The sequence below is a fragment of the Streptomyces fungicidicus genome (genome assembly GCF_003665435.1).
GTDB lineage: Bacteria > Actinomycetota > Actinomycetes > Streptomycetales > Streptomycetaceae > Streptomyces > Streptomyces fungicidicus.
This window is the reverse complement of sequence record NZ_CP023407.1, coordinates 1,610,075-1,628,160: the sequence shown is the minus strand read 5'-3', so window position 1 is coordinate 1,628,160 and position 18,086 is coordinate 1,610,075. Positions and strand designations below refer to the sequence as shown.

15 protein-coding genes and 1 pseudogene are annotated in these 18,086 nt (G+C 73.3%); 10 read left to right on the top strand and 6 right to left on the bottom strand.

Going from position 1 to position 18,086, the window contains the following annotated elements; all coding sequences use genetic code 11:
- Positions 1-60: 60 nt before the first annotated feature.
- The gene (locus tag CNQ36_RS07355; protein WP_121545395.1) at positions 61-1,593 is read right to left on the bottom strand and encodes a DUF4331 domain-containing protein; all 1,533 of its coding nucleotides are present in this window, start codon (positions 1,591-1,593) and stop codon (positions 61-63) included.
- A gap of 243 nt (positions 1,594-1,836) precedes the next feature.
- Between CNQ36_RS07355 and CNQ36_RS07350 the strand changes: the two genes are divergently transcribed.
- The 3 genes from CNQ36_RS07350 (at position 1,837) to CNQ36_RS07340 (ending at position 3,596) form a co-directional block, all read left to right on the top strand.
- A complete protein-coding gene (locus tag CNQ36_RS07350) occupies positions 1,837-2,379 on the top strand; it encodes a sigma-70 family RNA polymerase sigma factor (protein WP_004933285.1) in 543 nt (180 codons plus the stop codon).
- A complete protein-coding gene (locus CNQ36_RS07345; protein WP_121545394.1) occupies positions 2,376-3,194 on the top strand; it encodes an anti-sigma factor in 819 nt (272 codons plus the stop codon). The genes CNQ36_RS07350 and CNQ36_RS07345 overlap by 4 nt, the downstream gene beginning before the upstream one ends.
- Before the next feature lie 126 nt (positions 3,195-3,320).
- On the top strand, positions 3,321-3,596 hold the full coding sequence (locus CNQ36_RS07340) for a hypothetical protein (RefSeq protein WP_121545393.1): 276 nt from the start codon (positions 3,321-3,323) through the stop codon (positions 3,594-3,596).
- Between the two features lie 191 nt (positions 3,597-3,787).
- On the opposite strand, the gene CNQ36_RS07335 is transcribed toward CNQ36_RS07340, so the two are convergent.
- Positions 3,788-4,570, bottom strand: a complete 783-nt coding sequence (locus CNQ36_RS07335; protein WP_121545392.1) for an ABC transporter permease — start codon at positions 4,568-4,570, stop codon at positions 3,788-3,790.
- The gene (locus CNQ36_RS07330) at positions 4,567-5,538 is read right to left on the bottom strand and encodes an ATP-binding cassette domain-containing protein (protein WP_121545391.1); all 972 of its coding nucleotides are present in this window, start codon (positions 5,536-5,538) and stop codon (positions 4,567-4,569) included. Before CNQ36_RS07330 ends, CNQ36_RS07335 begins: the two co-directional genes overlap by 4 nt.
- Positions 5,539-5,601: 63 nt before the next feature.
- Between CNQ36_RS07330 and CNQ36_RS07325 the strand changes: the two genes are divergently transcribed.
- Positions 5,602-6,315 (top strand): TetR/AcrR family transcriptional regulator, encoded by a 714-nt coding sequence (locus CNQ36_RS07325; protein ID WP_121545390.1) that lies wholly within the window; start codon positions 5,602-5,604, stop codon positions 6,313-6,315.
- Between the two features lie 9 nt (positions 6,316-6,324).
- On the opposite strand, the gene CNQ36_RS07320 is transcribed toward CNQ36_RS07325, so the two are convergent.
- The 3 genes and pseudogenes from CNQ36_RS07320 to hmgA all read right to left on the bottom strand — a co-directional run bounded on the left by CNQ36_RS07320 (position 6,325) and on the right by hmgA (position 9,669).
- Positions 6,325-7,512 (bottom strand): type ISP restriction/modification enzyme, encoded by a 1,188-nt coding sequence (locus tag CNQ36_RS07320; RefSeq protein ID WP_121545389.1) that lies wholly within the window; start codon positions 7,510-7,512, stop codon positions 6,325-6,327.
- A 25-nt stretch (positions 7,513-7,537) separates the two neighbouring features.
- Positions 7,538-8,287: a GntR family transcriptional regulator gene (locus CNQ36_RS07315; protein ID WP_121545388.1), complete on the bottom strand. Its 750-nt coding sequence runs from the start codon at positions 8,285-8,287 to the stop codon at positions 7,538-7,540.
- Positions 8,288-8,315: 28 nt separating this feature from the next.
- Positions 8,316-9,669, bottom strand: a pseudogene (gene hmgA, locus CNQ36_RS07310) (homogentisate 1,2-dioxygenase).
- Positions 9,670-9,846: 177 nt separating this feature from the next.
- On the opposite strand from hmgA, the gene CNQ36_RS07305 reads away from it, so the two are divergent.
- From CNQ36_RS07305 to CNQ36_RS07275, 6 genes are all read left to right on the top strand, one after another.
- The gene (locus CNQ36_RS07305) at positions 9,847-10,464 is read left to right on the top strand and encodes a hypothetical protein (protein ID WP_121545387.1); all 618 of its coding nucleotides are present in this window, start codon (positions 9,847-9,849) and stop codon (positions 10,462-10,464) included.
- A gap of 7 nt (positions 10,465-10,471) precedes the next feature.
- Positions 10,472-11,080 (top strand): TetR/AcrR family transcriptional regulator, encoded by a 609-nt coding sequence (locus tag CNQ36_RS07300; protein ID WP_004933298.1) that lies wholly within the window; start codon positions 10,472-10,474, stop codon positions 11,078-11,080.
- A gap of 106 nt (positions 11,081-11,186) precedes the next feature.
- A complete protein-coding gene (locus CNQ36_RS07295; RefSeq protein ID WP_121545386.1) occupies positions 11,187-13,451 on the top strand; it encodes a molybdopterin oxidoreductase family protein in 2,265 nt (754 codons plus the stop codon).
- 136 nt (positions 13,452-13,587) lie between these two features.
- Positions 13,588-14,979 carry a CitMHS family transporter gene (locus tag CNQ36_RS07290; RefSeq protein WP_121545385.1) on the top strand — a complete coding sequence of 464 codons (1,392 nt, stop codon included), beginning with the start codon at positions 13,588-13,590 and terminating at the stop codon, positions 14,977-14,979.
- 36 nt (positions 14,980-15,015) lie between these two features.
- The gene (locus CNQ36_RS07285; RefSeq protein ID WP_121545384.1) at positions 15,016-16,245 is read left to right on the top strand and encodes an MFS transporter; all 1,230 of its coding nucleotides are present in this window, start codon (positions 15,016-15,018) and stop codon (positions 16,243-16,245) included.
- 419 nt (positions 16,246-16,664) lie between these two features.
- Positions 16,665-18,005: an ABC transporter ATP-binding protein gene (locus CNQ36_RS07275; RefSeq protein ID WP_121545382.1), complete on the top strand. Its 1,341-nt coding sequence runs from the start codon at positions 16,665-16,667 to the stop codon at positions 18,003-18,005.
- Positions 18,006-18,086: the final 81 nt, after the last annotated feature.

The window sequence follows — 18,086 nt, the reverse complement described above, 5'->3', positions numbered from 1 at the left end:
GGAAGTCGGCGGCGCGGCCCGCGCCGTGGGGGACGGGGGACGGGCCGCGCCTGTCGGGGGTCAGTACGCGCGGCCGCGCATCCGGCGCCACCACATCAGCGCCGCGCCGATCAGCAGCAGCCCGCCGGCGCCCGCACCCGCGGACGCGGCGATCAGGGCCGTGTCGCCGGAGCCCTCCGCGCCCGCCGGGCGCAGCGCGTCACCGAGCTGGTTGCGCACGTCGTTGCCGCCGTCCACGCCCTTGGCCAGCGGCCCCCGTGACCCCTCCGTCGGGTTCGCCAGGTACGGGAACGCCGCCCCGAACTCCTTGTCGTTGGCGTCGACCGCGTCACCCAGGTCGTTCTTCGCCCCGACCAGTTCGCCCTCGACGACCTGGAGGGCGGCGTCGATCACGTCGTCCGTCAGCCGGCGTCCGTTGGGGAAGCCGGCGTTGTCGCCGTCCAGGACGCCCAGCCGCTTGGGCTCGGCGGCCGGCTCGATCGACGTGTTGAGCCGCAGCATCTCCGAGGGCGTCACGTGCGGCGGCTGGTTGAGCCCCTCGACGCCCTTCAGGAACACGTCGACGAGGTCGTCGCGGGGCTCGTCCGGGGCGGGGATCCTGTAGATCGCCTCGATGAGCTTCGGCAGCTCCGGCTCGGTGACGTTCTTCAGGAACTGCGCGTCGTCCCACGGCCCCGACGCGTTGAAGGTGTCCTTGTCCTTCAGCGGGTTGACCACCTCGTTCACCAGCGGGTTGCCCAGCCGGGAGACCTGCACGAAGTGCCCCTCGGCGTTCTTGCGCTGCGTCGTCGACCAGATGCCGACGACCGGCTGCTCCGCCGACTCGGCGATCATGTCTGTCGGGACCTGGAGGGCGAGCGAGTTGACGTTGTAGCCCTTGAGGGTGTCGTTGCCGACCTCGGAGAGGTTGCCGCCGTACAGCAGGTCGAAGACCCGCAGGTCCAGGAAGAACGGGTCGTCGGCCTGACCGGCGAACGTCGTGGCCCCGCCCGCCAGTTCGTGCACCGCCTGCTTGCGCAGCGTGTCGTAGTCCGGCATGGACGCCTTGCCGACGTTCGACGGCGCCACCGGGACGTCGTCCGCGATCTTCGTGCGGGACACCGCCCGCTGGTCCTTCAGCTTCAGCAGCTCGATGTCGTAGGTCTGTGTGATGTTGAGGTCCGGGTCGTCCAGGGCGGTGACGGGGCCGGTGTTGTAGAGGAAGGTCTTGTCGTTCTTCGTGTGCGTCCGGAAGGTGTAACGGAACAGCAGCTCGCCCTGCGCGTCCCCGTTGTTGTCGATGTGGATGTCGTACTGCGCGTCCTCGGCGAACGTGAAGAAGTTCGGTCCGCCGGCCGGCTCCTCGAAGGGGATCCAGTTCGCGATGATCGTCGTCGTGTCCGGCTTGTCGGGGCTGACGAACGCGTACAGGTCCGTGTTGTCGTACTGCGGGGTGCCCGAGATCAGCGGGGCCTCCCGGTGGGAGGAGGCCGAGGCCGCCTCGGGTTCCAGCGCGGTCACGCCGGCGGCCGCGAGCCCCCCGGCGGCCAGCGCGCCGCAGAGCAGTGTCGCGAGACCGCCGCGCCCCGCACCGGTCCTGGAGTTAGGTGTCATGCCGTCCGTCCTCAGTGCCAACTTGCCTGACGCACTGGCTTTCGGAGCGAACGGCGGGCCGGATTGGTCGAGTTCGGAAATTCGTCCGGGCCTCCCGCGCACGGGGCCGTACGCTCGTGGAGTTTCTCGCCGCCGACCCGCGTTTTCGGTCCGTCGATCCGTACTTACCGTCCGGAGGCTCGCCCGCTGCGAACGCCTCGTGTGACAGGGCGGCCCCGCAGGGGCCCGGGAGGGGGATGCGCGTTGGAGGCGGACGAGCTGCTGGTGCGGGTGGCCGGGGGCGACCAGAAGGCGTTCGAGGAGCTGTACGGGCTGGTCTCCGGGCCGGTGTACGGGCTGGTGCGGCGCGTGGTGCGCGATCCCGCCCAGTCCGAGGAGGTGGCGCAGGAGGTGCTGCTCGAACTCTGGCGCTCCGCCGCCCGGTTCGACCCCGGCCGGGGCACCGCGCTGTCCTGGGTCCTCACCCTCGCCCACCGCCGCGCCGTCGACCGGGTGCGCAGCGCCCGCGCGGCCGGCGAACGCGAGCAGCGCGAGGCCCGGCGCGGTCCCGGCCCCGCCTTCGACCAGGTCGCCGAGGAGGTCGAGGCCGGCCTCGAACGCGAATGGGTGCGCCGCTGCCTGGACCGGCTCACCGCGCTCCAGAGACAGTCGGTCACCCTCGCCTACTACGACGGCTACACCTACCGCGAAGTGGCCGAGCGGCTGTCGCTGCCGCTGGGCACGGTCAAGACCCGTATGCGCGACGGCCTGACCCGCCTGCGCGACTGCCTGGGAGGCGCGGCATGAGCGTGTTCGACCGACTGCCGCGCCGCGGGAATCCGCACTCCCTCGCCGCCCCCTACGCCCTCGACGCACTGGAGCCCGCCGAACGGGTCCGCTTCGAGAGGCATCTGACGTCGTGCGGCCGCTGTGCCGCCGAGGTGCGCGCCCTCGCCGAGGACGCCGTCCGCCTCGCCTGGTCCACGGCCGCCCCCGCGCCCGCCGCGATGCGGGACCGGGTCCTGGCCGCCGTGCGGACCACTCCGCAGGAACCTGCACCCCAGGACCTCCCGCGCGCGCGGGCCCCGCAGTTCCCGGCGCACGTCTGGGGCGCCGCGCCGCCGCCGCGCGCCCGTGACCGGCGCCGGGCGCCGCTGTTCGTGCCGTTCGCTACGGCCACCGCCGCCGCGGCGCTCGTCGTCGCCTCGCTCTTCGCCGTCCAGGCGAACCGCACCCAGGACCAGCTGAACGCCGAGCGTGACCGGTCACGTGAGATCGCCCACGTTCTCGCCGCCCCGGACGCCCGGGCAAGCAGCGGCCGGGACGCGCGGGGCCGCACGATCGGGGTGATCGCCTCCGCGTCGGCCCGCGGCGCGATCGTCACCCTCGGCGGATACGGCGACCCTCCGAACGGACGTGTGCACCAGCTCTGGCTCATGGGCGACGGCGGGCGACCTCGCTCCCTGGGGCTTTTCGAGGGGGACACGCCCCTGGTCGCGTCCGGCCTCGACCCCGCCGCGACATCACTCGCCGTGACCGTCGAGCCGGAGGGCGGCTCCGAACAGCCCACCACCCAGCCCATCGTCCAACTCGCCCTGGAAGCGGTCGGATTCGGAGCGTAATCGACGAGTGTTCGTCAACCCCCTTATGGGGAAGGTGAATCCTGTGACCTCGATACACGAGTGCCCGTACGGGGCGATAGGGTTACCCTGCCCGGGCCGGGTGGACTCGTACGGGTGGGGAGTGACATGGAACAGATAACGGTGCGCAGCAGGGCCAGGGTCCCTGCGATCACGTGCGGCGGCAGCGCGACCAGCTCGCGCCTCGACCGCCATCTCTCGGTCCTCGGGGGGCCCGCGCTCCCGCAGCGGGAGACGGCCGAGGCGACGTCACTGATGCGCGAGCTCATCGCGCGTGACACCGCGCACGACCGCGGCGCCAGGGGCGCACGGGCCCGGGCGAGCCGCGTCTCGCTCTTCGCCCCGCTGCGCCGGCTGCGCCGCTCCCTGTTCGGCGGCCGGTAGCGCCGGCGCCCGGACGGCCCACCACCGTCCCGGCGCGGCGCCCCGCGCCCGTCCGTCATCCCCGCGGGCACGCGGCGGCCCCCGCTGCCCGAAACGACACCGGCACCCCCTGCGGCGCCCCCGAACCCACCCGGGGGCTCACCGGCCCGCTCCTCCCTGGCAGGAACCTGACATCCTCCCCGTCGGTTCCCTCACCGCCTCCCGTGCCCGTACTGCCGTACCGCGAGCGGTACGAACACCGCGAGCAGCACCGCGCACCACGCCAGCGACCCCGCGACGGGATGCGCCACCGGCCAGGCCGCGCCCCCGGGGACGGGCGCGTTGCCGAACAGCTCCCGCAGCGCCGTCGCCACCGCGCTGATCGGATTCCACTCCGCCACCGTGCGCAGCCCGTCCGGCAGCCCCGCCGTCGGGATGTACGCGCTGGACAGCAGTGGCAGCAGGAACGTCGCCCCGCCCAGCTGGCCGGCCGCCTCCTCGTTACGGGTGAGCAGACCGAGGAACATCCCGATCCACACGCAGGCGAACCGGAACAGCAGCAACAGGGCGACGGCGCCCACGGCTTCGAGCGTGCTCCCCTCCACCCGCCAGCCCACCGCGAGTCCCACCAGCAGGAACGGCACCGTCCCGGCCGCCGTCACCAGCACGTCTGCCGCCGCCTGTCCCACCGGTACCGCCGCCCGGCTCACCGGCAGTGTGCGGAACCGGTCCGTCACCCCCCGGTGGACGTCCTGCGCCGACTGGAACATGCCGGTCATGACGCCGCCCGCCGCCGTCGCCACCAGCAGGCCCGGCACCAGGAAGGACCGGTATTCGGCGCCCGGCAGGGCGAGCGCGCTGCCGAAGACGTAGCCGAAGAAGAGCAGCATGCTGACCGGCATCGTCTGGGTGATGATCAGCAGGCCCGGGTTGTTCCGCATCCGCCGCAGCTGCCGGCCGAGCATCGCGGTGCCGTCGTACGCCAACGTGCTCATGCGGCACGCTCCTTGTCGTCGGAGGGGTGAGGTGAGCCCGCCGGGCCGGTCAGCCGCAGGAACACGTCGTCGAGGGTCGGGGGCCTGAGGCTCGCGTCGAGCAGCGGCACACCCGCCGCGTCCAGCGTGCGCACCAGGTGCGGGAGGGTGAGTGCCGGGTCCCTGGTGACCGCGCCGACGGCGTTGCGCTCCCGGTCGAGGGAGGGCGGCGCGCCGGTGAGCCGGTCGAGCACCCCGGCCGCCGCCGTCAGCGCGTCCGGGTCCGCGACGACCACCTCGGCGTGCGTCCCGACCAGCGACTTGAGCTGGGCCGGGGAACCGGTGTGCGCGACCCGCCCCCGATCCACCACGGCGATGTCGTCGGCGAGCCGGTCCGCCTCCTCCAGGTACTGGGTGGTGAGCAGCACGGTGGTGCCCTCGTCGGTCAGCTCCCGCACCACGTCCCAGATCAGATTGCGGCTGCCCGGGTCGAGGCCGGTCGTCGGCTCGTCCAGGAACAGCACCTCGGGGCGCCGGATCAGGCCGGCCGCCAGGTCCAGCCGCCGCCGCATCCCGCCGGACCAGCCGGACGCCGGCCGGTCGGCCGCCTCCGCGAGCCCGAAGCGCTCGAGCAGCTCGGCGGCCCGTGCGGCCGCCCCGTTCACCCGGTGCAGCCGGGCGAACAGCCGCAGGTTCTCGCGGCCCGTGAGGTCCCCGTCGATCGAGGTGTCCTGGCCCGTGACGCCGATCGCGCGCCTTACGGCGGCGGCCTCCCGCACCAGGTCGCGGCCCGCGATCCGCGCGGAGCCCGCGTCGGGCCGCAGCAGTGTGGTCAGCAGCCGCACGGCAGTCGTCTTGCCCGCCCCGTTCGGCCCGAGCACCCCGCACACCGTGCCCTCGGCCACCGCCAGATCCAGTCCCCGCAGGGCGTGGACCGCGCCGAACCTCTTCTCCAGACCCTCACTAAGTACAGCGTACGTAGTAGTCATGGTCCGACCATAGCGCACTACGTACGGTGTACGTAACTACGATGGTGAGCGAGGTGATGAACGATGGCGGGCCGAGCGGCCGAACCCGAAGTGATCTGGGCGCGCCCCGAGCGCACCGGCCGAGGTCCCAGACCGGCGTACACGCGCGCCGACATCGCGGCGGCGGCGGTGCGGATCGCCGACGCGGAGGGGCTGGACGCCGTCTCCATGCGCCGCGTCGCCGCCGAACTCGGCTGCGGCACCATGTCGCTGTACAACTACGTCCCCCGCAAGGAGGACCTGTACGAGCTGATGGTGGACGCGGCCGGCGGCGAGCACGAGCTGTGGGAACCGTCCGGTGACTGGCGCGCCGACATGGTCAGGGTGGCCCATCAGTCCCGCGCCCTGATGCACCGCCATCCCTGGCTGCCGCGGCTGATGTCACCGGTCTACGGCTTCAGCCCCAACTCCCTGCGCTACCTCGAACACTGCCTGGCCTGCCTCGACCCGCTCCCCGGGACCTACGGCACCAAGCTGGAGCTGATCGCGATGCTGAACGGCATCGTGACGACCTACGTCAGCAACGAGCTGGCCACCGCCGAGCGCACCCGCTCGCTGCCCTGGTCGCAGGAGCAGGAGCACGCGATCCGCAGTGCCTACCTGGGCGGCCGGATCGCCACCGGCCAGTACCCGCGGATGGCGGCCGCCTTCCAGGAGGACGCCGGGCCGATCGACCTGGAGGCCGTGTTCGAGCGGGCGCTCGGCCGGATGCTGGACGGCTTCGACCCCGCCCGCTGACCCGCGCGCTCAGATGAGGGCGAGCTGGCCCTCCGGCCCCTCCTCGTGGGAGTCCAGGACCGAGGCGGGACGGCGTGCGGAGGACGGCACCGGCAGCACGCCCGCCGCGCGCAGCTCGGCCGGGGTGACCGGGTCGGGGACCGCAGGATCCGCCGGCTGCGCGCGCAGTTCGGTCAGCAGGGTGAGGACCGTGATCAGTTCGAGGAGCTCCGAGGTCCAGGCCTGCGGCCAGCCGGCCGGCCGGATCGCGGCCAGGGTGCCCGGCTCGGCCGGCTCCGTGCGGGCCGCGCACCACGCCTCCAGCACGCGGACACCGCCGGCTTCGAAGTCCCAGGCCCCCGGCGGCACGGGGGAGATGCGGCCCTCGTCGAACAGCAGCGTCTCCTCGTCACGGTCGTAGCGCACGGCCCGCGGACGGGAGGGCAGCGGGGCGCGCACATACGGGCGGCGCCCGCCGGGCAGCCTGGGACGCTCCCCGTCGCGCCGCGACAGCCACAGCATCCGGCGGCCCGTCTCCACGCCCCGCGCCCACACCTCGGCGTCCCCGGTGAGCGGCACCGCGAGCCCGGCGGGCGTGGCGCGCGAAGCCGCCAGCGTCCAGGCGAGGACGTCCAGGGGCGAGGTGTCGTGGCCGAGCCTGGCGGCCAGGTGGCCGGTGAGCCCGGGCGCCAGGTTGGGTTCGGCGGCGCCCGGCCGGCGGTACAGCGGACGGACCCGGCCGGTGCGCAGCACGGGCAGCAGGGAAGTGGCGAGCAGGGGCGGTCCTGCGGGGTCCTGGGCGGCGCCCCGCGCCGGGCCCGCCTCGACCACGAAGACCTGCCGTGCGTCCGCCACCCGCCACAGCTCCGGGCGGGCCGCGTCGATCAGCCGCTGGTCGGGGATCAGCCACTGCTCGTCGAACGGGGCGTACAGCACCCGTACCGGCTCGGGGCACGGGCCGGTGGCGCGGACCAGCTTCTCCGTGCCGCCGTCACGCCCCGGCAGCTGTCCCACCGCCGTGTGCGGGGTCCGGGAGCGCGTCGGCAGGAACAGGGCCTCGCGCTCGGCCCCCTCGGCCTTCAGCAGGGCGTCCCAACGGGCCCTGAGGGACGCCGCGTCGGGGGCCGCCGGCCACCCCCGGCCGAGCCGCGGCGGTGCGACGGACCACGGCATGAGGTCCGCCAGCAGCGGAGCGTCGTCGGGCGTCACGCAGGGCATCGTAACGAGTCGCGGGGGCGGCGGATCAGGTGGCGTCCAGCGTCACCGTGAAGGAGAACCGGTCGCCGCGGTAGTGGATGACGGCCACGTCCAGGGGGCGGCCGTCGCTGTCGTAGGTGATGCCCGTGTAGTGCAGGATCGGGCTGAGCAGCGGGACCCGGAGCAGCCGGGCCGTCTCCGGGTCCGCGAGCCGCGCCTCCACCGTGTCCGTGATCCGGCTGATGTCCGCCCCGACGACGTCCCGCAGCACCTTGGTCATCGGCCACCGCACCAGGTCGTCCAGGTCCATCCGCGCCGCCAGTTCGGGCCGGACCCAGTTGCGGGCGTGGTTGGTCGGCTCGCCCGTCTTCTCGTCGCTGCGCAGCCGGTGGTACGCCGCCGCCTCGGACAGGCCGGGGAAGTACTCGGCGAGCTCGGCCGGCACCGGCGCCGTGCCGTGCTCCAGCAGTTCCGTGGTCATCCCGGACTGCTGGGCCACGATCGCGTCCACCGAGCCCAGCAGGCGCACCGGGGTGCCCCGCCGGGCGTCCGGCTCGATGAACGTGCCGCGCCGCCGGTGGCGGCTGATCAGCCCCTCGTCCTCCAGCTCCTTCAGCGCCTGCCGCATGGTCAGCACGCTCACCCCGTAGTGCCCGGCCAGCTGTTCCTCGGTGGGCAGGCGCAGCGGGTCCCGGGGCGAGCGCCCGAGGATGGAGGCGCGCAGCGACTGCGACACCTGGTACCAGAGCGGCAGCTTGCGGTTCAGGACTATCGAGTCCGGGGCGAAGGAGGTCACGGGGCTATCCGTACCGGTCGGGGAACGTTCAGTGCAACGGGCGGAAGTGACGCTCGAGGCCCTGCCACACGGTTGTCGTAGCCCTGCTGCAGGTGGTCCGCCCGGGCGGCCTGGGGGGTCAGGGACACCGGCCAGCGGGTCTCGAACATGAAGGCAAGGCCGTCGTCGATCTTCTGCGGACGGAGCTCGGCGGCGCTCGCCCTGTCGAAGGTCTCCCGGTCCGGGCCGTGCGCCGACATCATGTTGTGCAGCGAGCCCCCGCCCGGGACGAAGCCCTCCGCCTTCGCGTCGTAGGCGCCCTCGATCAGGCCCATGTACTCGCTCATCACGTTCCGGTGGAAGTACGGCGGACGGAAGGTGTCCTCGCCGACCAGCCAGCGCGGGGCGAAGACCACGAAGTCCACCCCGGCCAGCCCCGGGGTGTCGCTCGGCGAGGTCAGCACCGTGAAGATCGACGGGTCCGGGTGGTCGTACGAGATGGTGCCCATCACATTGAAGCGGCGCAGGTCATAGGCGTAGGGCACATGGTTGCCGTGCCAGGCGACGACGTCGAGCGGGGAGTGGTCGTACACCGCCGACCAGAGGTTGCCGCAGAACTTGTTCACCACCTCCACCGGCCCCTCGACGTCCTCGTACGCGGCGACCGGCGCCCGGAAGTCCCGGGCGTTGGCCAGCCCGTTGGCGCCGATCGGGCCGAGGTCGGGGAGCCGGAACGGCGCACCGTAGTTCTCGCACACATAGCCGCGGGCCGAGGACTCCAGCAGCTCCACACGGAACCGCACCCCACGGGGAATCAGCGCGATGTGTCCCGGCTCCACATGCAGCATCCCGAACTCCGTGCGCAGCAGCAGCCCGCCGTGCTCGGGGACGATCAGCAGCTCGCCGTCGGCGTCGCTGAAGACGCGCTCCATCGAGGCGGTGGCGTGGTAGAGGTGCACCGCCATGCCGGAGCGCTGGGTGACGTCGCCGTTCCCGCCCAGCGTCCACAGCCCGGCCAGGAAGTCGGTGCCCCCGGCGGGCTCCGGCAGCGGGTTCCAGCGCAGCCGGTTGGGGTCCGGCACCGTCTGGGTGAAGGGGGCGGAGCGCAGGGCGCCGTTGCCCGTGCGGATGAACGCCGGGTGGGCGGCCGACGGACGGATCCGGTACAGCCAGGAGCGGCGGTTCTCCGCGCGGGGCTCGGTGAAGGCCGTACCGCTCAGCTGTTCGGCGTACAGCCCGAGCGGTGCGCGCTGCGGCGCGTTGCGGCCCTCGGGCAGGGCGCCCGGGACCGCCTCCGAGCTGTGCTCGTTGCCGAAGCCGGTGAGGTGTTCCAGTCCTTCGGCGGTCTTGCGCGCCCCCTCGCGCTCGACTGTGGTCACGCGGGCGGTGCCCCCATCGCTCATGCTCGGTGCTCCCTTGCGATCCGATTCCTATGCACCACCGTAGGATTGCGTTTTCCCCGGCGCAAGAGGGCCACGCGATCTCCCTCCCGTCCTTCCGTCCGCTCCTCATCGCGGAGGACGCGGAACCCGACTTCAGGGGGATCCGCGGTGTCGCACCCGTGTTCTACGCTCCCCGGCATGACGAGGAAGCGGGGCCCGATCGCCGCGCTCGCGGTCTGTGTCGCACTCCTGACCGGATCCGCGGGCTGCGGTCCGAGTGACGCCCGGGAGCGGGGCGGTGCGTCGCCCTCCCCGGCGGGCGAACTCCTGGACCGGAGGGACGGGGAGGGCAGCCCCTACCGCCAGGTCGACGCGGAGGGCGCGCCCGCGGTGGGCGTCGTGGTCACCCCCGACGCCGACGGCGGCTGGGACGTGCGGCTGACGGTGCGCAACTTCCGCTTCTCGCCGGACGGCACCGGCGAGCGGGCGGTGGCCGGCCGGGGGCTGGCGCACCTCGAGCTCAACGGCCGCCGCGTCGCCCTGCTGCGCACCCCCGAGTACCACCTCTCCGGCGGCTCCGTCCCGCGCGGCACGCACCAGGTCACCGCCCGCCTCTACGCCGACGACGGCTCGGTGTGGGCCGTGGACGGCGAGCCGGTGGAGAGCACGGCCGACATCACCGTGTCGGACCAGGAGCCGAGCCCCGACCCGAGCGTCGAGCCGATCGCCACGGCGCCGCCGGAACCGGTGCGCGGGACGGCGGGGCGGAACCGTGACGGAGGGCGAGGTTCACCGGGCGGCGCCGAGCAGGCATGATGACAGCGTGCCCGACGCGACATCGCTCCGCCGAGCGCCGGTGCAGCGGCGCAGTGCCGAACGGCTGGCCAGGATCCTCGACGCCTGCGCCGACCTCCTCGACGAGGTCGGCTACGACGACCTGAGCACCCGTGCGGTCGCCCAGCGCGCCGGTGTGCCCATCGGCTCCGTCTACCGCTTCTTCGGCAACAAGCGCCAGATGGCCGACGCCCTGGCCCAGCGCAACCTGGAGCGCTTCGCGGCGCGGGTCACCGAACGGCTCGGCACCGCCGGTGACCGGGGCTGGCGGGACGCCATGGACGTCGTGCTCGACGAGTACCTCGACATGAAGCGCACCGCGCCCGGCTTCTCCCTCGTCGACTTCGGCAACCAGATACCCGTCGGCACCCGCCGCGCCGAGCCCAACCTCCGGGTCGCCGACCGCCTGGCGGGGCTGATCTCCGGCTACCTGGGCCGCGAGCCCGACGACGATCTGCGCCGCGCCTTCCTCGTCGCCGTCGAGACCGCCGACGCCCTCGTCCACCTGGCGTTCCGGATGGCGCCCGAGGGCGACGGACAGGTCGTCGGCGAACTGCGCGAGATGCTCCGGGCGTACCTGGCCCGGACGCTGGACTGAGCGGCCCGCCGGAGACGCTCCGGGCGACCCCCTCCCGTCCATGCGTACCGGTCGGTATGCTCGGCCCGTCCGCGCGTCACCGCAGCCGCCGTACCCGGGAGGCCCCGTGCCCCGCACCGCCCTTCGTATCTGTCCCCTGTGCGAGGCCACCTGCGGCCTGACCCTCACCATCGACGACGGCCGTGTCACCGGCGCCCGCGGCGACCGCGACGACGTGTTCAGCAAGGGCTTCATCTGCCCCAAGGGCGCCGCCTTCGGAGCCGTCGACGGCGACCCCGACCGGCTGCGCGCCCCGCTCGTCCGCGTCGGCGGCGAACTGCGGGAGGCCACCTGGGCGGAGGCGTTCGACGCCGTGGCCGCCGGGATACGGCCCCTCGTCGAGCGGTACGGACCGCACGCCGTCGGCATCGTCCTCGGCAACCCCAACGTCCACACCGTGGCCGGCGCCCTCTACCCGCCCGTCCTGCTGGCCGGGCTCGGCACCCGCAGCCTGTTCACCGCCTCCACGGTCGACCAGATGCCCAAGCACGTCTCCAGCGGACTCCTCTTCGGCGACGCGAACGCCATCCCCGTGCCCGACCTCGACCGCACCGACCACCTGCTGCTGATCGGTGCCAACCCGCTGGAGTCAAACGGCAGTCTGTGCACCGCGCCCGACTTCCCCGGCCGGCTCAAGGCGCTGAGGGCCCGCGGCGGCACCCTCACCGTCGTCGACCCGCGCCGCACCCGCACCGCCCGCCTCGCCGACCGGCACCTCGCGGTCCGGCCCGGCACCGACGCCCTGCTCCTCGCGGCGACGGCGCACACCCTCTTCGACGAGGGGCTCGCCGACCTCGGCGAGCGGGCGCCGCACATCCAGGGCTTCGAGGAACTCCGGTCGGCGCTCCGTGACTTCACGCCCGAAGCGGTCTCGGAGGCGTGCGACGTCGACGCCGGCACCATCCGCGCCCTGGCCCGGGAACTCGCCGCCGCCCCCACCGCCGCCGTGTACGGCCGCATCGGCAGCTGCACCGTCCCGCACGGCACCCTCGCCAGCTGGCTCGTCGACGTCCTCAACGTCCTCACCGGCAACCTCGACCGGCCCGGCGGCGCCCTCTTCCCCCAGGCCGCCACCGACAGGACCCCGCGCCCCGCCGGGCCGGGTCACGGCTTCGCCCTCGGGCGCTGGCACTCCCGGGTGAGCCGGCACCCCGAGGCCAAGGGCGAACTGCCGCTGTCCGCAGTCGCCGAGGAGATCGACACCGCCACCGACGAGGGCGAGCCGGTGCGCGCCCTCATCGCCGTCGCCGCCAACCCCGTGCTCTCCGCACCGGACGGCGACCGGCTCGACAAGGCCCTCGACTCCCTCGACTTCATGGTGAGCGTCGACCCGTACCTCAACGAGACCTCACGCCACGCCGACGTCGTCCTGCCGCCGCCCCCGCCCGCGCAGAGCCCGCACCACGACTTCGCCTTCAACACCCTCGCCGTGCGCAACCAGGTCCGGTACACCCGCCCCGCCGTCCCCCTCGAACCGGGCCGGATGGCGGAGACCGAGATCCTGGCGAGGCTGGTCCTCGCCGCGACCGGCATGCACGGCGCCGACCCCGCCGCCGTCGACGCCATGGTGATCGACCAGACCCTCGGCAAGGCCGTCCGGGAGCCGCACTCGCCGGTCCACGGCCGCGACCCGAAGGACCTCGCCGGCCTGCTCACCGGAGTGAACGGCCCCGAACGGCGCCTCGACATGATGCTGCGCCTCGGCCCCTACGGCGACGGCTTCGGCGCCGACCCGGACGGACTCACCCTGGACAGGCTGCTCGCCCACCCGCACGGCATCGACCTCGGCCCCCTGCGCCCGCGGCTGCCCCAGCCGCTGAAGACCCGCAGCGGCAAGGTGGAGCTGCTGCCCGCCCCGATCGCCGCCGACCTCCCGCGGCTGCGCGCCGCCCTCCACGAGCGCCCCGCCGGACTCGTCCTGGTCGGCCGCCGTCACCTGCGCTCCAACAACAGCTGGATGCACAACGTGCCCGCCCTCACCGGCGGTTCCAACCGCTGCACCCTGCAGCTCCACCCCGAGGACGCCGAACGCCTCGGCGTGCGGGACGGGGAACCGGTGCGGATCAAGGGCGCCGGGGGAGAGGTGACCGCGCCCGCCGAGGTCACCGACGCCGTGCGCCGCGGTGTGGTGAGCCTGCCGCACGGCTGGGGACACGACCGCCCCGGCACCCGCACCCGGCACGCCGCCGCCGACCCCGGCGTCAACGTCAACCAGCTCCTCGACGGCAGCCTCCTCGACCCGCTGTCGGGCAACGCCGTCCTCAACGGAGTGCCCGTCGAGGTGGCCCCGCTGACCCCCGCCGGGGCCACGGCGTCCGGCGCTCTGACCTGAGCAAAGCTGTGACCTGGGGTTTTGCGCTTATTGCTCGCACGTCAACATCTTGTTAACGCAGCTTCGCGGCACCTAACGTCGTCGCACCGCCGGCCCTGGTGGGATGTTCAAGGGCGAACGTTAGGTATCCACTCATATGCTGACCATCCTCGGCTTCACCATGATCGCGACCTTCCTGGTCCTGATCATGCTGAAGAAGATGTCGCCGATCGCGGCGCTCGTGCTGATCCCCGCGCTGTTCTGCGTGTTCGTCGGCAAGGGCGCCCACCTCGGTGACTACGTCATCGACGGCGTCTCCAGCCTCGCGCCCACCGCGGCGATGCTCATGTTCGCGATCGTCTACTTCGGTGTGATGATCGACGTCGGGCTCTTCGACCCGATCGTCCGGGGCATCCTCAGGTTCTGCAGGGCGGACCCGATGCGGATCGTCGTCGGCACCGCGCTGCTCGCCGCGATCGTGTCGCTGGACGGCGACGGCTCCACCACCTTCATGATCACCGTCTCGGCGATGTACCCGCTGTACAAGCGCCTGAAGATGAGCCTGGTCGTGATGACCGGTGTCGCCGCCATGGCCAACGGCGTGATGAACACCCTCCCCTGGGGCGGCCCGACGGCCCGCGCGGCGACCGCGCTCAAGCTCGACGCCGGCGACATCTTCGTCCCGATGATCCCGGCCCTGCTGGTCGGCCTGCTGGGCGTGGTCGTCCTCGCCTACGTGCTCGGTCTGCGCGAGCGCAGGCGGCTGGGCGTGGTGACGCTGGACGAGGCGCCGGCCGAGGAGAAGGAGACGGTCCTCGTCGGCGCGGGCGGCGGCACCGGCGTCATCGCCGGGAAGCGCACCGGCGGCTCCGGCTCCGGCACGGACGCCGACGCGGACGACGACGACTTCCAGGGCCTCGACCCCCACCGCCCCACCCTGCGCCCCAGGCTGTACTGGTTCAACGCGCTGCTCACGGTCGGCCTGCTGACCGCCATGATCATGGAGTTGCTGCCGATCCCGGTGCTGTTCCTGCTCGGCGCCGCGCTCGCGCTCTCCGTCAACTACCCGAACATCCCCGACCAGAAGGCCCGACTCGCGGCCCACGCCGACAACGTCCTCAACGTCTCCGGGATGGTCTTCGCCGCCGCCGTCTTCACCGGCGTCCTCCAGGGCACCGGCATGGTCGACAGCATGGCCAAGTGGCTGGTGGACGTCATCCCCGACGGCATGGGCCCGCACATGGCCCTGGTCACCGGGGTGCTGAGCCTGCCGCTGACGTACTTCATGTCCAACGACGGCTTCTACTTCGGCGTCCTGCCCGTCCTCGCCGAAGCCGGCGCCGCGCACGGCGTCACCCCGCTGGAGATGGCCCGCGCCTCCCTCGTCGGCCAGCCGCTGCACATGTCCAGCCCGCTCGTCCCCGCCGTGTACGTCCTGGTCGGCATGGCCAAGGTCGAGTTCGGCGACCACACCAGGTTCGTGGTGAAGTGGGCGGCCATGATCTGCCTGGTGATCCTCGCGGCCGGAATCCTGTTCGGCATCATCTGAGGCCGGTACCGGCCCCCTGTCAGGAAGGACCCGATCATGACGCCCGGTGGGAACCGCGGCTGGCTGCTCCGCCTCGTCATCGCCTTCGGCTTCGCGCAGGGGGCGGTGTCGATGGCCCGGCCCGCCGTCTCCTACCGGGCGCTGGCCCTGGGGGCGGACGAGAGGGCGGTCGGCGTCATCGCGGGCGTGTACGCGCTGCTGCCGCTGTTCGCCGCCGTACCGCTCGGCCGGCGCACCGACCACGGCCGCTGCGCGCCCCTGCTGCCGGCCGGGGTGGTCCTCATCTCCGGCGGCTGCGCGCTGAGCGGCCTCGCCGGCTCGCTGTGGACGATGGCCCTGTGGAGCGGGGTGATGGGCCTCGGCCACCTCTGCTTCGTCATCGGCGCGCAGTCGCTCGTCGCCCGCCAGTCCGCGCCGCACGAACAGGACCGCAACTTCGGCCACTTCACCATCGGCGCCTCGCTCGGACAGCTGGTCGGACCCGTCGCGGCGGGCGCGCTGATCGGCGCGGACATGGCCCGGACCAGTGCGCTGGCCCTGCTGGCGGCGGGAGCGGGCGGCGCCGTCGCGCTCACCTCGCTGTGGCGCATAGAACGCCCCGCACCCCCGAAGCCCCCCGGGGCGCACGGCACGCGGGTGCCGGTGCGGGCCATCCTGCGTGCCCGGGGCGTCCCCGCGGGCATCCTCATCAGCCTGGCCGTGCTGTCCGCGACCGACATCCTCACCGCCTACCTCCCGGTGGTCGGCGAGCACCGGGGCATCGACCCGGCCGTCATCGGCGTCCTGCTCAGCCTCCGCGCGGCGGCCACCATCGCCTGCCGGCTCGTCCTCACCCCACTGCTGCGCCTGCTCGGCCGCACCGTGCTGCTGACGGTCACCTGTCTGCTGGCGGCGCTGCTGTGCGCGGGCGTCGCGCTGCCGCTGCCGGTCTGGGCACTGGCGCTGGTCCTGGCGGTGCTCGGTTTCTGCCTCGGCGTCGGCCAGCCCCTGTCGATGACGACGGTCGTCCAGGCGGCCCCCGCCGACGCCCGCTCCACCGCCCTCGCCCTGCGGCTGACCGGCAACCGCCTGGGCCAGGTCGCCGCCCCCGCGGCGGCCGGCCTGATCGCGGGCGTCGCGGGCGTGGCCGCCCCGTTCGTGATGCTGGGCGCCCTGCTGTTCCTCTCCTCGGGAGTCGCGCTGCGGGCCCCTTCGAGGCCGGCGGACGACCCGCCGTCCACCCCTGCCGGCACCGGGCCCCGCCCACGGCGCCGCACCTCGCGCTAGGGCCGTTCCCGGCCGGCGTCCTTGTGCCGGCAGGATGACGCGATCGCACCCGGAGGTGCGGAGCCGCCCACCGGGCGGCGGCGTGTCCGGGCGGCCCGGAGCGGTCCGCGCGGGGCGCGCGGAGTGGCGAAGGGGACCCTGCCGGCGGGCGAGCTGCTCCGCGCCGGCTCGAAGGGCCGCTCGGGAAGCGGCGGGGACAGGGAGGGCGACGGCGACTGACGGGGAAACACCGGAGATCCCGTTGAATGCGGGCGTCCGCTTTCTCACCTGCTGGACGGGAGCGCCCTGATTCCGTCCCGCGTCTTCCCCCGGCTGCTACTTTCCGTTAGCTTCCGTGACCCATACGCCCCGTGCGACCCGCACGGGGCGTTCCGAACGCGGAGCGCCAGCGCCCCAGAACCGCCCCCGGGGGCACCCTCATGACACGCGCCATCTCCCTGCACGACGTGAGCAAGACCTACACGCGAGGCGTACGCGTGGTGGACCAGCTGTCCCTGGACATCGCCCCCGGCGAGTTCCTCGTCCTGCTCGGCCCGTCCGGCTGCGGCAAGTCCACGGTGCTCCGGATGATCGCCGGACTCGAGGACATCGACGAGGGCCTGCTGTTCCTCGACGGCGAGTACGGCAACGACCTGCCCCCCTCCGACCGCGACATGGCGATGGTGTTCCAGAACTTCGCCCTGTACCCGAGCATGACCAGCCGCGACAACATAGGCTTCCCGCTCCGCATCGAGTCGCCCGGCGCCGACCCGGCCCCGCGCGTCGACGCCACCGCCCGCATGCTGGGCATCGAGGACCTCCTCGACCGCTTCCCCGCCCAGCTCTCCGGCGGTGAACGCCAGCGCGTCGCCATGGGCCGGGCCATCGCCCGCCACCCCTCCGCCTTCCTGATGGACGAGCCGCTGTCCAACCTGGACGCGAAGCTCCGCAACCGTCTGCGCGCCGAGATCTCCCGGCTCACCCGCGAACTGGGCGTCACCACCGTCTACGTCACCCACGACCAGTCCGAGGCCATGTCGCTCGGCGACCGGGTCGCCGTACTGCGCGGCGGCGTCCTCCAGCAGGTGGGCAGTCCGCGCACGGTGTACTCGCTGCCGAGCAACGTCTTCGTCGCCGCTTTCATCGGCACCCCGCGGATCAACCTGCTGCGCGGCCTGGTGCGCGCCCCGCTGGACGGGGCGATGACCATCAGCCTGGGCAAGCAGTTCCTGCGGCTGCCCGAACCCCTCTGCCTTGACCACCAGTTGCTGCGGGTGCAGCAGGGTCGCGAGGTCATCGTGGGGCTGCGCTCCGAGGCCGTACGGATCGCCAAGCCGTCCGCCGCCCGGACCGGCGAGGTGGTGCTCACCGGCCTGGTGGAGCACCTGGAGTTCCAGGGCCACGAGGTCCTCGTCCACTTCGACACCGGCTCCCGCCCCGCCGTCGTCGCCGATCTCGAGGCGCCGCGTCCGCGCCCCGGCGAGCGCCCGTCCAGGCGCCGACGCCGCGGGGGCACGGTCCTGGACCGGCTGCGCGGAAGGGCCGGCGTGCTGCGCGCGGGGCCCGTGGTGACGACGGACCCGTCGGCGCCGGACCCCGCTCCCGACTCCGCCGAGCCGCGGCTGCCCGGCGACCTCATCGTCCGGACCACCCCCGACCTCCGCCTCCGGCAGGGCATGCAGGTGCCGCTGCTGGTCGACCTCGCCCACCTCTTCGTCTTCGACCAGAGCGGCGAACGGATCTGCCCCAACCCGGCGCGGCTGCCCGACCTGGACGAGTGACACCCGCGTACGGGAGTCCCCTGGCGCGATAAAACTAACACCGCTAGTTTAGGTGCCCGCACGTACTGAGCGGTCGGACAC